We start from the raw sequence: 13,064 nt of genomic DNA, 5'->3' as shown, positions 1-13,064 counted from the left end.
GGTCATAAGATAGGCATACAATTCCCCGGAGTGAGAGGGAAAGGATACGACGTGACGAGCGCTACTGAAGGACAGGGATTCATGCCCGATCAGACGGGCAGGATTCCCGCATACCAAAATGCCTCCACAGACGGTTTTCCGTCGGCCGGCGAACGCACGGAAGCGTTCCTCCCGCTTGGCGCGTGGGATGCGCAGCTGCCAGCAGATACCGCCGCGCTCGCCATGCCGCGCAAACGCAGCAGGGCCGCGCTTATCGTGGCGCTGAGCATTCTGGCCGCGCTTATCGTGCTTGCGATTGGATCCTTCTTCGGCGCGCGCTGGTACTTCCAAGACAAAGCGGCTCCGGGCGTCACCTTCGGCGGCGTATCGGTGATGGGCAAGACGGCTGCCGAACTGAAGAACACGGTCAACGCTGCAGTCGTGCATTCGACGATTGCGGTGAGCGACAACTCCGGCAAGAAGGCCAATGCCTCGCTGCGCGATCTCGGCGTGCAGGTCAACACCGATACGACGGTGAACAATATTCTTGATGCCAAGAGCAGCAACGATTTCAACAGGCTCAACCCCTTCTCCCATGAGTCGGTCGCGCTGGCTGCAAAGCCCGACAAGCTCGCCGCATCCACCTACCTGACCAAGACCTTCATCGCCGAGTCGGACCGCGCAGTGCCCTCCACCATCGCCTTCGACGGCAACGCCAAGCAGTTCAACGTGTCTCCGGGCAAAGACGGCAAGGCACCAGTGTCGGCACCGGTCGACAAGGCCGTGGACGCCATGATCGCCACGCCGGGTCAGCCGACCACGGTGGCTGTGGCCTACAGCAATGTCACCACGCCGATTCCCGTCGCGGCTGCGCAGCAAACTGCCGATCAGGCGAACCAGCGTCTCGCGAATACGATAACCGTCAACAACGGCGACGCCAAATCATTCGTGATACCAGCCGATGTCGTCGCTTCATGGATTAAAACGGACGCAGACCCCTCCGCCGGCACCATCGCCGTAAGCTACGACAAGACGGCGGTCAGCGCGTATATGGCCAAGGATCTGCCCGCGCAGCTCAATCAGCAGAAGGTCACGCAAGAGGACATCGTCAACGATGCGGGCACGGTGCTGGCCACGAAGACGCCGGGCGTCAACGGAGTGGCAATCAAGAACACCGACGCCGTGGCGCAGCAGGTGGTGCAGGCGCTCGATGCGGGCAAGCCGGCCACCATCCAGGCCGAGGCGGATGTGACCAAATACGACACCAAGCAGGTCAAGCCCGAATATCGCATCGTCGTCGACAAGTCCTCGCAGACCGCGACCGTGTACCGCGGCGATACGCCGGTGAAGACCTTCCTGGTATGCACCGGGCGCTCAGGCAACCATGAAACCGACAGCGGCAACTTCTTCATCGACCTGCGGTATGCCTCGCAGGACATGCGCGGGCTCAACGACGATGGCTCGCACTACCTCTCGCCCGGCGTGAAATGGGTGAGCTACTTCAACGGCGGCGAGGGCTTCCATACCGCCGACTGGAACTACGGCGGCATCGCAAGCGGCGACCCCTCCAACAACGGCTCGCACGGATGCGTCAACATGTACGAGCAGGATGCGCAGTGGATCTACGACAACTGCCCTGAGGGCACTCTCGTCCAGGTGATCGGTGCCCAGCCGTCCGGCGCGGTGCGCTAGGGGCGCATCAGCCATATAGCTATATCGCGCGTATACGTGCGGATGCATGCGCACGGGAGCTTGCCAGCTTTACGTAGGTACGCAGGGCGTGTCAGCGTTATGTAATGCAGGGACGCTAGGCTGGTGAGCCATGAGTGCAAACACCGAAGACAAGCCAGCGAAGCTTGACGTCCCCGATCATCTGCAGTATTCCACCGAGCATGTGTGGGTGGATGACTCGGTGAGCCCCGCGTTGATTGGCGTGACCGAGTACGCTGCGAACCAGATGGGCGAGCTGGTGTTCCTCGATCTGCCGGAGGTCGGCACGCGCGTCGAGGCAGGCGATGAGATCGTGGAGCTGGAATCGGCCAAGGCCGTCGAACCGCTGGTGTGCCCGGTGGCGGGGGTTGTGCGCTACGTGAATCGCGATGCCTCCGACGATCCCAGCGTGATCACGAACGATCCCTATGGCGAGGGGTGGATCCTGAAAGTGGACTTGGACGATGACGAGCCGCAGCTGCTCAGTGCCGACGAATACGGCGCGATGATCAGATAATGATCGAATAATTTCACAACTCCTTGAATCAACTCCTTGAATCCACAGTCCCTAGGGCCGCGCATATGGAGAGAATATGACTGCACAAGACGAGCTCGAACCCGACGACATGGCCACCGTGCCCATCCCGGTGCGGCGGGTCGTCACGACCTTCGACGCAGCCTCGCGCCATGAGCGCTTCGAGGACAAGCCGCTGCTCATCCGTTCCATGCGTTCGCTGATCGTCGCCGGCTTCGGCGCGTGGATACGGGTGTCCAGCGCCATCGGCAAATACCTTAACTGGCGTCCGAATGTCGAGCCCTATGTCGGGTACGGCACTGACGACTACTCGCGACTGATCTGCCGGACCGTATACGCGCCGGTGCGCAGCGAACCGGGCAGACTGGTCCGCGGTCTGCGGGCGATGCTCATGGTCCCCGCGCCAGCCACGAACGTCAGAATCGCAATCGACGAAGCGCCGCTCACCACCGTGCAAATCGGCAGCTCCGAGGTCTATGATCGGGTCGACAGTGGCAGGGATCGCAGCGGCGAGACCATCATCTCCGACGTTTCGGGCTACCTCGATCTGGTGGCCGAGCGTCGGCTCGAACCGGGCATCCACACCGTGTCCTATCAGGTGGCCCATCGCAAGCCTGTCGCCTCGCAGCTGTTCACCATCGCCCCGGGCACGCCGATCGGCGTGATCTCGGACGTCGACGACACGATTATGGTGACGCAGGCGCCGTCGCCGCTGCGCGCGGCCTACAATCTGCTGCTGCTGAATCCGAAAAAGCGCGGCTCGGTGCCGGGCATGGGCGTGCTGTTCAACAAGATCGCCGATATGTTTCCCCAGGCGCCGTTCTTCTACCTGTCGACCTCGCCGTGGAACGTCGAAAGCTCCATCCGCAACTTCATCGCCGATCAGGGCTTCCCGCAGGGGCCGCTGCTGCTGCGCGACCTTGACCCGCGCCCCAAGACCTTCATTCCCTCCGGCGTGCAGCACAAGCTCGAATTCGCCGAGCAGCTCATGGGGGATTTCCCCGACATGCGCTTCATCCTCATCGGTGACGACGGACAGAAGGACCCGACCACATACGCCACCATCGCGCGGCGCTACCCTGGGCGGGTGCTCGCCATCGGCATCCGCCAGCTCAGCCCGCGCGAATACTCACCGCTGGGGCCGGTTGCGGGCCTGACCACGACCCAGCCGGTGCCGGTCACCGACGTGCCCGTGTTCACCGGCACGACCGGCTCGAACCTCATGAAGACGATGCTGCCGTATCTGGCGAAGTTCCAGTAGCGCGCCGGTAGCGCGTTTTTTGAGGTGGTTGGTTCCTCAGCGTACGTTTTCCTGATTGCTTGCAGTGGCCGTATTGGAAAACGTACGCTGCCACGTGCTCAGCGTACGTTTTCCGATATGACCTTCAGCAAGGTGACAGGAAACGTACGCTGGGGACACGGTGTTGGCATGAGGTAGCGTTGGCATGGGGCAGCGTTGCCTGCGGTGTGAGCGACATCACGCGCATGGCGGTCGGCTGGACGCATAAGTCGATTCGCGCGCACCTCGGGGTCGTATAATCGGGCAGCATGACCATTGTCACCACCATCGCTGAAGAGGGAACAGACACGGCACGGCATAATCCGAAGGCGGATTCACGTTCCGGCGCGTCTGATACGCGCCCGCCTGCAGCCAGAAAACTCAACCATATCCGCTCGATGCACGGCGACGTGTTCAACGACCCCTACGAGTGGATGCGCGACAAGGAATCCGCCGAAGTGCGCGACTATGTCAGCGCGCAGAACGACTACTGCCAGTCGCGCACGGCGGGTTTGCAGGGCTTGAGCGCGACGTTGTTCGACGAGCTCAAATCCCGCGTGCAGGAGACGGATATGTCCGTGCCGACGCGCATCGACGGCTTCTGGTACTTCGTGCGCACGCAGGAGGGGCGCCAGTATGCCACGCAATGTCGCATCCCGATTGCCGGGCCCGACGACTGGACCCCTCCGCAGGTCGATCCGAAGGGCGAACCCGGCTCGATGCGCGGCGAGGAGATCATCTTCGACGCGAATCTTGAGGCGCAGGGTCATGATTTCTTCCGTCTGGGCGGTCTTGATTTGAGCCGGGACGGGCGCTGGCTGCTCTACGGCGTCGACATCGCCGGCGACGAGCGCTACGACTTTCGTATCCGCGATCTGCGCGACGGCACCGAGCTGCCGGAGGTGCTGCACGGCATCGGCGGGGCATGTTTCACGCCGGACGCGCAGTGGGTGTTCTATGCGGTGCTTGACGACGCTTGGCGGCCCTATGCGATTCGCCGGCATCATGTCGGCACGCCGGTCGATGAGGACGTGGAGGTGTTCCGCGAAGACGATGAGCGTTTCTGGGTGGGCGTGGGCCTGAGCTTCGACGAGCGGAACATCGTCATCGCCACCAGCTCGAAGACCAGCGGCGAGGTGTGGATGCTGCCTGTGGCAACGCCCGAGGGGGAGTTCCGCGTCTTCATTCCGCGTCAGGATGACGTGGAGTACGATGTGAGCTTTGCATGCTTCGAAGGTGCAGGCGAGCAGGGCGAGGACATACCGCCCGCTGTCGTATACCACAATGCGTGCAACCCGAATTTTGAGATCGACGTCATCGATATGCGCACGCATGAGCCGCCATACCGCCTCGGCGAAGGCACCGTGGTCGCGGTCGGCTCGCCGTACGGATGCAAGGAGGGCGAACGGCTTGAGGCCGGGGCGTCGACCAAATCGGTCTGCACGCCGTATTACGACCCCCGCAATCCGGCGATTCTGCAGGGCGTGCGCGGCTTGGGCATCGAAGGTATTGCGCTGCACCGGCACTTCGTGTCGCTGTCGTATCGCGCGAACAGCCTGCCGCATGTGGCCGTGATGACCAAGCAGGACGCCGCGCAGGACTTCCTTGCCGGTAGGCCGTGGCGCTTTCGGGAGATCGAGCCACAGGAAGATGAATCGCAGGATGGCGAGGGCAGCAATGAGCGTGCGAATGAGCCGCAGAAAGCCAGCGCGACTGGTGAAGCTGGTGAATCCGGTGAAGCCGCGAAACTGAGGCCCAAAGAGCCGAGGCGGCTGTATTCCTTCGGCACCGGCGGCAATCCGTCATACGACGCGCCGCGCATGCGCTATTCGTTTGGCAGCTACACGCGGCCAGCCGAGCTGCACGAGTTGGACCCCGCCACCGGCGAGGATGTCTTGCTCAAGCGCGCGCAGGTGCTTGGCGGCTTTGATGCGCGCAACTACTCGGAGCGCCGCGTCTGGGTGAAGGTGCGTGACGGGGAGGATGTGCCGGTTTCGCTCGTCTGGCGCACCGAGGCGATGCCCCGGCTGGCCGCGTGCCCCAGGCATATCTCGGCCCCGGCTCCGGATGCGGTGCCAGGAAGCAGCGCCGGCATCGCCGCGCATGGAGCAGCCGGGTCTGCCGTTTCGATGCCGATGTTCGTCACCGGCTATGGGGCCTACGAGATCAGCTCGGACCCTGGTTTCTCCGCAGGCCGCATCAGCCTGCTTGATCGCGGCGTACTCTACGCGGTGCCGCATATCCGTGGCGGCGGCGAAATGGGCCGCGCCTGGTATGAGCATGGCCGACGGCTTGAGAAGAAGCATTCCTTCGAGGATTTCGTCGATGTGACCGCCGCACTGCAGGAGGCCGGGTACGTCGATCCGGCGCGGACAGTGGCCAATGGCGGGTCAGCGGGCGGCCTGCTCATGGGGGCCGTTGCCAATATGGCGCCGGAGCGCTTTGCCGCCATCGAAGCGGATGTGCCCTTCGTGGACGCGCTGACCTCGATACTCGACCCTTCGCTGCCGCTGACCGTCACCGAATGGGACGAGTGGGGCGACCCGCTGCACGACGAGCAGGTGTACCAGTACATGAAGTCGTACACGCCCTATGAAAACGCGCCGAGCGATGAGCATCCGGTTGCGCGCTTCCCGAAGATCCTCGTGACCACCTCGATGAACGACACGCGCGTGCTGGTCGTCGAGCCACTCAAATGGATTGCCAGGCTGCAATCCGCCGGCGTCGATGTGATTGCCAAAATCGAGATTGAGGCGGGTCATGGCGGCACCACCGGGCGCTACAAGCAGTGGCGGGAGGTCTCCTACGAGAACGCCTGGTGCCTTGACGCGATGGGAGCCACGCGGTTGATGACGCTTGGGCGTTGAAACGTCACAACCCCCGCATTATCTTGAACATAGTGCGGGAGTTGTGATGTCTCAGCGCGGCCAAACGTCACAAATCCCGCAGCATCCCGCCCTTTGTGCGGGGGTTGTGATGTATAACCACGGTTTTACGTCACGATTCCCGCACAAGGGTCGAGTTAGTGCGGGGGTTGTGACGGTTCGTGGCTCAACGACTGTCCAAGGGTGAACTCCGTTGTTTCCTCGGGCCCTTGGCGGGCCCTCGGCGTCGGCTACGCAGAACCCACTGGGTTCTGCGCTTAACGCCTCCGCAAACTGATTCCATAATCATGTCCAATACTTGGAACGCGCGCTCGGGTCGGCGGGCGGGCGCGACTAGTGTCACGGCTATGAGTACAACCCAGACATATCACATCGCCGTCATCCCCGGCGATGGCATCGGCAAGGAAATCATTCCGGTCGCGCAGGCGGCCCTCGATAAGGCGGCTGAAGGCGCGGCGCACTTCGAGTACGAGTCCTTCGACCTCGGTGCCGAACGCTATCTGCGCGACGGCGCGATTCTGCCGGACGAGGACCTTGAGCGCATCAAGCGCACCGACGCCATCCTGCTCGGTGCCATCGGCGACCCGCGCATCAAGGCGGGCATCCTGGAACGCGGGCTGCTGCTCAAGCTGCGGTTCGCGCTTGACCAGTATGTGAACCTGCGCCCCTCCAAGCTCTACAAGGGCGTCACCTCGCCGCTTGCCGACCCCGGCGACATCGACTTCGTTGTCGTGCGCGAGGGCACAGAAGGGCTGTACTGCGGCGCGGGCGGAGCGATTCGGCGCGACACGCCGGCAGAGGTCGCCACCGAGGTATCGCTTAACACCGCGTATGGCGTCGAGCGCGTCGTGCGCTACGCCTTCGAGCTGGCGATGAAGCGGCGCAAGCATGTCACGCTCGTGCACAAGAAGAACGTGCTCGTCAACGCCGGCGACATGTGGCAGCGCATCGTGGACCGTGTGGGCGAGGAATACCCCGAGGTGTCGCATGACTACCAGCACATCGACGCGGCGACGATCTTCCTGGTCTCCGACCCCTCGCGCTTCGACGTGATTCTGACCGACAACCTCTTCGGCGACATCCTCACCGACGAGGCGGGCGCGGTCGTGGGCGGCGTGGGCTATTCGGCCTCGGGCTGCATCAACGCGTCGAATGAATACCCCTCGATGTTCGAGCCGATTCACGGCTCTGCGCCGGATATCGCCGGCAAGGGCATCGCCAATCCGACCGCTGCGATTCTATCCACCGCCATGCTGCTGCGCCATCTCGGCTTCGAGGAGCCCGCCGTGCGCATCGAGAGGGCCGTCGAGGCCGATATCGAAGAGCTCGGATCCACGCAGCGCAGCACCCAGCAGGTGGGGCAGGACATCCTCGCCCGGCTGTGAGGCGCAATCGCATGCTCGCTGCGTTGGCTGACAACGTGTTGTATGACACTGTGTTGGCTAACGCTGTGTTGGTCAACGCTGTGCCGCACAACACTGCGTTAGCCAACACAGTGCTATGTCACAAACACTACGCCATAACGCAGTAAGCATAATGGAGCAGTAAGCGCAATACAGTAAGGTTGTAGGCATGAGCGACTTCAACCCCGATAACGGCCAGCAGCAATACCCGAGCGACAGCTATGCGCAGACGCCACAGGCTCCTGTCGGCGGCGAGCAACCGACGCAACCGACGCAGCCAAGTCAGCCAGCCCAGCCGGCACAGCCAATGCAGCAGGGTCAGGCCGGCCAGACGGGCCAGCAGCAGTATGCGGCTGGGCCAGCTGACCCGTACGGCTATGCTGGAGCGAATGCCGGTCCGAATACGAACCCGAATGCCGGGCAGCCGCAGTACGCTCAGCAGCCGTATGATGCATATCAGGGCGCGTACTATGCCCCCGGGCAGGATGGGTTCGAGGGCGGTTTCGCGCAGGGCGGGCAGCAAGGCCAGCCAGGCCAGCAGTGGGGCGCGCAGCCATACTCGGCGCAGGGCTATGCTGGTCCGGAGCTCCCGTACGGCTATATCCCTCGGCAGAAGCTGGTGGCCGGGCTCTTGGGCATTTTCCTGGGGAGCTTCGGCGTGCATAACTTCTATCTGGGCAATACCGGCAAGGCGGTCGCGCAGCTGCTGCTGACCTTGGTCGGGTGGATTATCGTAGTTGGTCCATTCGTGGCTTGGGTGTGGGGGCTGATCGAAGGCATCCTCATCCTATGCTCCAACTATGGATCGCCGTGGCACCGCGATGCGCGTGGAGTCGAGCTTAGGGACTGAGCGGCGTAAACGCTGCTCGGTGAGCAGGCGGAAGCTTGGTACGGCTATTCGTACGGCGAAGGAGTGGGCGCGCTCATGCAGATGAGTGACGAGCAGAGTATCCGTGAAGATGCCCGTAAGGGCTTCTCGCGCGGGGAATGCAAGCTCGCTGGCGGCAAGCTTGTGGGAGTCAATGTACGTCGTGATGGCACCGGAGCTGTCACGCAATGCCATCTTGACGGCGATTTCTTTCTTGACAGCGCCGACGAGCGGGAAATCGCGGCGCTGGTGCGCGATATCGAAGACGCGCTCATAGCGGGAACGCCAGTCGAAGAAGCCTTTGCCCGGCATCCAGACACGTCGATCGTCGGGATTGACGCGGCAGCAATCGAAACCGCTTTCGCCCGGGCCGTGGGCAGCACTGTCATGAACAGTGCCGACACGCGCAGCACCGACAGCTGCAATGCCTCCGTCAAACATACGGCTGGCAAGGGTGCTGCGGGTACGAATGCCGCCACGGCAATGGCCGGCCCGACTGCCGATGCACTGTGTGAGGAGGCACTGCGTGAGGATGCACTGCGCGACGAGGCGCGGCGGCGCTGGAAGGCCCTGCATCCGCAAGTCATCCACGACATCGCCCGCCAGCCACAGGAGCAGATGGATATCGACGAGCAATGGGCCCGCGAGGTGGCCGCAGGAACGCGACCGGCGACGCTGCGCATCTGGGAGTGGGCCAATTCCGCGGTGATCATCGGCCGTTTCCAGTCGCTTGAGGATTCGGTCGATCTGGCGGCCTGCCGCCGCGAGCAGGTGAGCGTGGTGCGCCGGTGCACCGGAGGCGGTGCGATGTTCGTGGAGCCGGGCAACACGATTACTTACTCGCTGTATGCGCCGAGGGATTTCGTGCGCGATGTCAGCATTGAGCAGTCCTACCGGCTGTGCGATCAGTGGCTGGTGGACGCCTTGGGCGGCATCGGCCTGGATGTGCGGTTCTCGGGGCTCAACGACATCGCCTCCCAGTACGGGAAAATCGGCGGAGCCGCTCAACGCCGCTTCCCGCCGCAGGGCGAGGGCCCGGGCTCGCTGCTACACCACGTCACGATGGCGTACGACATCGATACGGCGAAAATGAGTCGTATGCTCAAGGTGTCTCAGGAGAAGCTGCGTGACAAGGCCGTGCAGTCGGCGGCCAAGCGCGTCGATCCGTTGCGCTCGCAGACGGGCATGGGCAGGGCGTCCGTAATCGCGCTGCTTATGGAATCGGCGCGGGCGGGTCTACAATGGGCCTGAGTCGATGAGGATTCACCTGTTCATGGAGGATGACAAGCGTGGCAAAGCCGAATGAGATGCCTGAGCCGGATAATATCCTGCTGCGTACCGCCTTGTTCAAGCAGGTCTCTCCGGGGCAGGCCGAGGAGCTGCTGCCGCATTTGAAGCGGGCCACATTCGCGAAGAACCATTTCATCTTCCGCGAGGGCGGCGAGGACCAGCGCATATTCCTGCTCGAAGAGGGGCGGGTCAAGCTCATCCGCGAATCGCGCGACAATCGCGTGCAGCTGCTCAGCATCCATGCCTATGGCGAAGTACTCGGCGAGATACCCGTGTTCGACCCCCACGGAGGGCCGCGCACCGCCTCGGCGGTCGCGATGACGAACAACACGCGCGTCGCCTGGCTCGAACATGATGCGTTGTTCGCCTGGCTCGGCAAATACCCCCGGGTTGCTGTGGACATGCTGCAGGTGCTGGCCAACCGGATGCGCGCCAACAACGAGCGCATCTCCGACCTCGTGTTCATGGATGTTCCGGCGCGCCTGGCCAAAACCCTGCTGAGTCTTGCCTCGCGCTTCGGCGAACCGGTTGAAGCCGGTCTCAAGGTGCCGCACGACCTGACCCAAGAGGAGCTGGCGCAGCTGGTTGGCTCCTCGCGCGAGACGGTGAACAAGGCGCTTATGGATTTCTCCAATCGCGGCTGGATCGCGCGCGAAGGCCGTTCCATCATCATCTACAAGCCAGGCATGCTCATTCGTCGCTCCCGGCGCTGAAATCTCCTTCAGGCGCGTCGCATCGTGCGCTGCATCACTGTTTCGTACTGGTGCATTCTTCGCTGTCCTCATTGGCGAATCCAGCGAGTTATCGGCGTTCGCACAGCTTCGGCACCGCAACGTGAGGGCTTCGTTACGACTTCGCGACGGCGGCGATGCGGTAGAGACGCCCCCCTAGAATGGTCACCATGCCGAAGAAGAAACCCCTCATCGTCCGGCGCGTGCTTGCGCTGATTCTCGCCTACGTGATGCTGTGCGTCGCCGGTGGCGTGGTGGCGAGCTTATTCCTTGCGCCTGGCGTACTGGGGATGAACAGACTCACCAAAGCCGTCGTGCCGTCGCTCAAGGTGGAGGGCATCGACTTCGATGTGACATCGCTGCCGCAGAAATCGCGGCTGTACGCCTCCGACGGCAAAACCGTGCTGGCGTCGTTCTATGCGCAGAACCGCACGGTCGTGCCGATCAAGGACATCTCCGAACCGATGCGGCAGGCTGTGGTCGCCCGCGAGGACCGCCGTTTCTTCGAGCACTCCGGCGTGGACGTGCAGGGCGTGCTGCGCGCCTTCATCCAGACCTTCGTTAAGAAGGGCGACACCCAGGGCGGCTCGTCGCTGACCCAGCAGTACGTGAAGAATGTGCTGCTCATCAAGGCTCGCGAGAACAACGATCCGATCGGCGAATACCATGCCTCGGAGGATACGATCGCGCGCAAGATACGCGAAATGCTCATCGCTGTGCAGATGGAGAAGAAATACTCCAAGATGGAGATTCTGCAGGGCTACCTCAACATCGCGCAGTTCGGCACTGACAATCTCTACGGCGTCGAGACCGCGGCGCGGCGCTATTTCAACACCTCTGCCAAGGACCTGACCATCGTGCAGGCCGCGACCATAGCCGCCATCACCAAGAACCCGGCCGCCTTCGACCCCTCGATTGAGCAGAACCAGCCCGAGGCGCAGGACCAGCGCAACATCGTGCTCGATTTGATGTACCAGCAGGGCTACATCACCAAGGGAGAGCATGACAAGGCGCGCAATACGCCGCTCAAGGACACGCTGAACATTCAGGACAATGTGACCAACGTGGGTTGCCAGGCCGCAGGCGATGCCGGATTCTTCTGCGATTACGTGACCAAGCAGATACTCAATTCTCCCGAATTCGGCAAAACCGAGACGGATCGGCAGAAGATGCTCACCGAAGGCGGGCTGGATATCTACACGACGATGGATGTGCGCGCCAACGCGGCAGCCATGCAGGCGGCGCGCGACACCATCCCGGTGGGCGATCCCAGCGGCTTCGAGGTGTCCATCGCCGCAATCAAGCCGGGCACCGGCGAAGTGCTCGCTTTCGGCAGCAACCGCATCTATGACGCCACGGACGCGGCGAAAAGCGATCCGACGCACACCGCCATCAACTACGCCGTCGACCAGAAGGACGGCGGTGGATATGGCGCTGGCGTCGGATCCACATGGAAGCCGATCAACATGGTGGCCTGGATGCTTGCCGGCAAATCAATCAACACGCCGCTTGCCACATCGACGCGCTACAGCAACAGCTCTTTCAACTGCAGCCGTTACGGCGGCATAGGCGTATGGTCCGTGCAGAATTCAGGCGGCGGCACTACCAGCCCGGAATCGCCGCTGCAGGGCCTTGTCCGTTCGCACAATACGACTCAGGCTTCGATGGCGGCGCAGATCGGGCTGTGCTCGATAGCGGATGCGGCGAAGACGCTGGGCTATGAGAATTCGCCGCTTGGGCATGAGGATGTCTACGACCTCAATTCGCTGAACCCGCCAATGACTATCGGCGCGGTGCAGGCCTCGCCGCTTACGATGGCGAACGTCTACGCGACTCTTGGTGCCAACGGCGTGGAATGCACACCTATCGCAATCAAGAAGGTCACTGACAGGACGGGCAAGAATGTCCCGGTCCCCAAAGCCAACTGCCATCAGGCCATATCCCCTGAAATCGCCCAGACCACGGCCTACGCGCTGAATCAGGGCGTGGTGACGCCCGGTGGCGAGGCCGCCACGACCCAGCTTGACAACGGGCGCAAGACCTTCTCCAAAACCGGAACGAACGAGGACACCTACATGACCACTGCCGGGTTCACCCCTGGACAGGTGGCGGCGTTCGTGAGCGTGGGCAATATGGAGGTCCCGAAGAGCTTCACTGGCATGACGATCAACGGGCGTTCGATGGGCAGCTGGTACGGCATGTACATCGCGACTCCGGCTTGGAAGGAGTTCATGAACAATTACCTGAACTCGGCCGGAATCCCGCCGGACAATAATTACGGCAATCCGGCTCCGCAGTACATGTCCGCTCCGGCTGCGGCTCCGCGCACGCAGCAGAGCACGCCGCAGCGACGGTAGGCGGCATGCTCGTCCGGCTCGTCGACT

General features: G+C 62.7%; 9 protein-coding genes. All 9 read left to right on the top strand.

Translation table 11 applies throughout. The features are described from left to right. The first annotated feature begins 51 nt into the window (after positions 1-51). Positions 52-1,671, top strand: coding sequence for a L,D-transpeptidase (locus DDF78_RS09590; protein WP_152581082.1), 1,620 nt, complete (start codon positions 52-54; stop codon positions 1,669-1,671). Positions 1,672-1,801: 130 nt separating this feature from the next. Next, positions 1,802-2,206, top strand: a complete 405-nt coding sequence (locus DDF78_RS09585; protein WP_152581083.1) for a glycine cleavage system protein H — start codon at positions 1,802-1,804, stop codon at positions 2,204-2,206. A 76-nt stretch (positions 2,207-2,282) separates the two neighbouring features. Continuing rightward, positions 2,283-3,485 carry an App1 family protein phosphatidate phosphatase gene (locus tag DDF78_RS09580; protein WP_237564634.1) on the top strand — a complete coding sequence of 401 codons (1,203 nt, stop codon included), beginning with the start codon at positions 2,283-2,285 and terminating at the stop codon, positions 3,483-3,485. Positions 3,486-3,901: 416 nt separating this feature from the next. Next, positions 3,902-6,370, top strand: a complete 2,469-nt coding sequence (locus tag DDF78_RS09575; protein WP_237564639.1) for a S9 family peptidase — start codon at positions 3,902-3,904, stop codon at positions 6,368-6,370. Positions 6,371-6,735: 365 nt separating this feature from the next. After that, positions 6,736-7,773: a 3-isopropylmalate dehydrogenase gene (locus DDF78_RS09570; protein WP_152581085.1), complete on the top strand. Its 1,038-nt coding sequence runs from the start codon at positions 6,736-6,738 to the stop codon at positions 7,771-7,773. Positions 7,774-7,960: 187 nt separating this feature from the next. Next, positions 7,961-8,641 (top strand): TM2 domain-containing protein, encoded by a 681-nt coding sequence (locus DDF78_RS09565; RefSeq protein ID WP_237564633.1) that lies wholly within the window; start codon positions 7,961-7,963, stop codon positions 8,639-8,641. 75 nt (positions 8,642-8,716) lie between these two features. After that, positions 8,717-9,910: a lipoate--protein ligase family protein gene (locus DDF78_RS09560; protein ID WP_237564632.1), complete on the top strand. Its 1,194-nt coding sequence runs from the start codon at positions 8,717-8,719 to the stop codon at positions 9,908-9,910. Between the two features lie 56 nt (positions 9,911-9,966). Continuing rightward, positions 9,967-10,662: a Crp/Fnr family transcriptional regulator gene (locus DDF78_RS09555; protein WP_415481725.1), complete on the top strand. Its 696-nt coding sequence runs from the start codon at positions 9,967-9,969 to the stop codon at positions 10,660-10,662. A 188-nt stretch (positions 10,663-10,850) separates the two neighbouring features. After that, positions 10,851-13,037, top strand: a complete 2,187-nt coding sequence (locus DDF78_RS09550; protein WP_152581087.1) for a transglycosylase domain-containing protein — start codon at positions 10,851-10,853, stop codon at positions 13,035-13,037. Positions 13,038-13,064: the final 27 nt, after the last annotated feature.

Source organism: Bifidobacterium tibiigranuli (genome assembly GCF_009371885.1).
Taxonomy (GTDB): domain Bacteria; phylum Actinomycetota; class Actinomycetes; order Actinomycetales; family Bifidobacteriaceae; genus Bifidobacterium; species Bifidobacterium tibiigranuli.
Note: the sequence above shows the minus strand (reverse complement) of the source record. Positions and strands in the feature narration are given on the sequence as shown.

What these genes read in the sequence shown, in the direction of transcription:
- DDF78_RS09570 (WP_152581085.1), top strand. Translation starts at nt 6,736, where the DNA reads ATGAGTACAACCCAGACATATCACATCGCCGTCATCCCCGGCGATGGC.
- DDF78_RS09560 (WP_237564632.1), top strand. Translation starts at nt 8,717, where the DNA reads ATGCAGATGAGTGACGAGCAGAGTATCCGTGAAGATGCCCGTAAGGGC.
- DDF78_RS09585 (WP_152581083.1), top strand. Translation starts at nt 1,802, where the DNA reads ATGAGTGCAAACACCGAAGACAAGCCAGCGAAGCTTGACGTCCCCGAT.
- DDF78_RS09550 (WP_152581087.1), top strand. Translation starts at nt 10,851, where the DNA reads ATGCCGAAGAAGAAACCCCTCATCGTCCGGCGCGTGCTTGCGCTGATT.
- DDF78_RS09565 (WP_237564633.1), top strand. Translation starts at nt 7,961, where the DNA reads ATGAGCGACTTCAACCCCGATAACGGCCAGCAGCAATACCCGAGCGAC.
- DDF78_RS09580 (WP_237564634.1), top strand. Translation starts at nt 2,283, where the DNA reads ATGACTGCACAAGACGAGCTCGAACCCGACGACATGGCCACCGTGCCC.
- DDF78_RS09575 (WP_237564639.1), top strand. Translation starts at nt 3,902, where the DNA reads ATGCACGGCGACGTGTTCAACGACCCCTACGAGTGGATGCGCGACAAG.
- DDF78_RS09555 (WP_415481725.1), top strand. Translation starts at nt 9,967, where the DNA reads ATGCCTGAGCCGGATAATATCCTGCTGCGTACCGCCTTGTTCAAGCAG.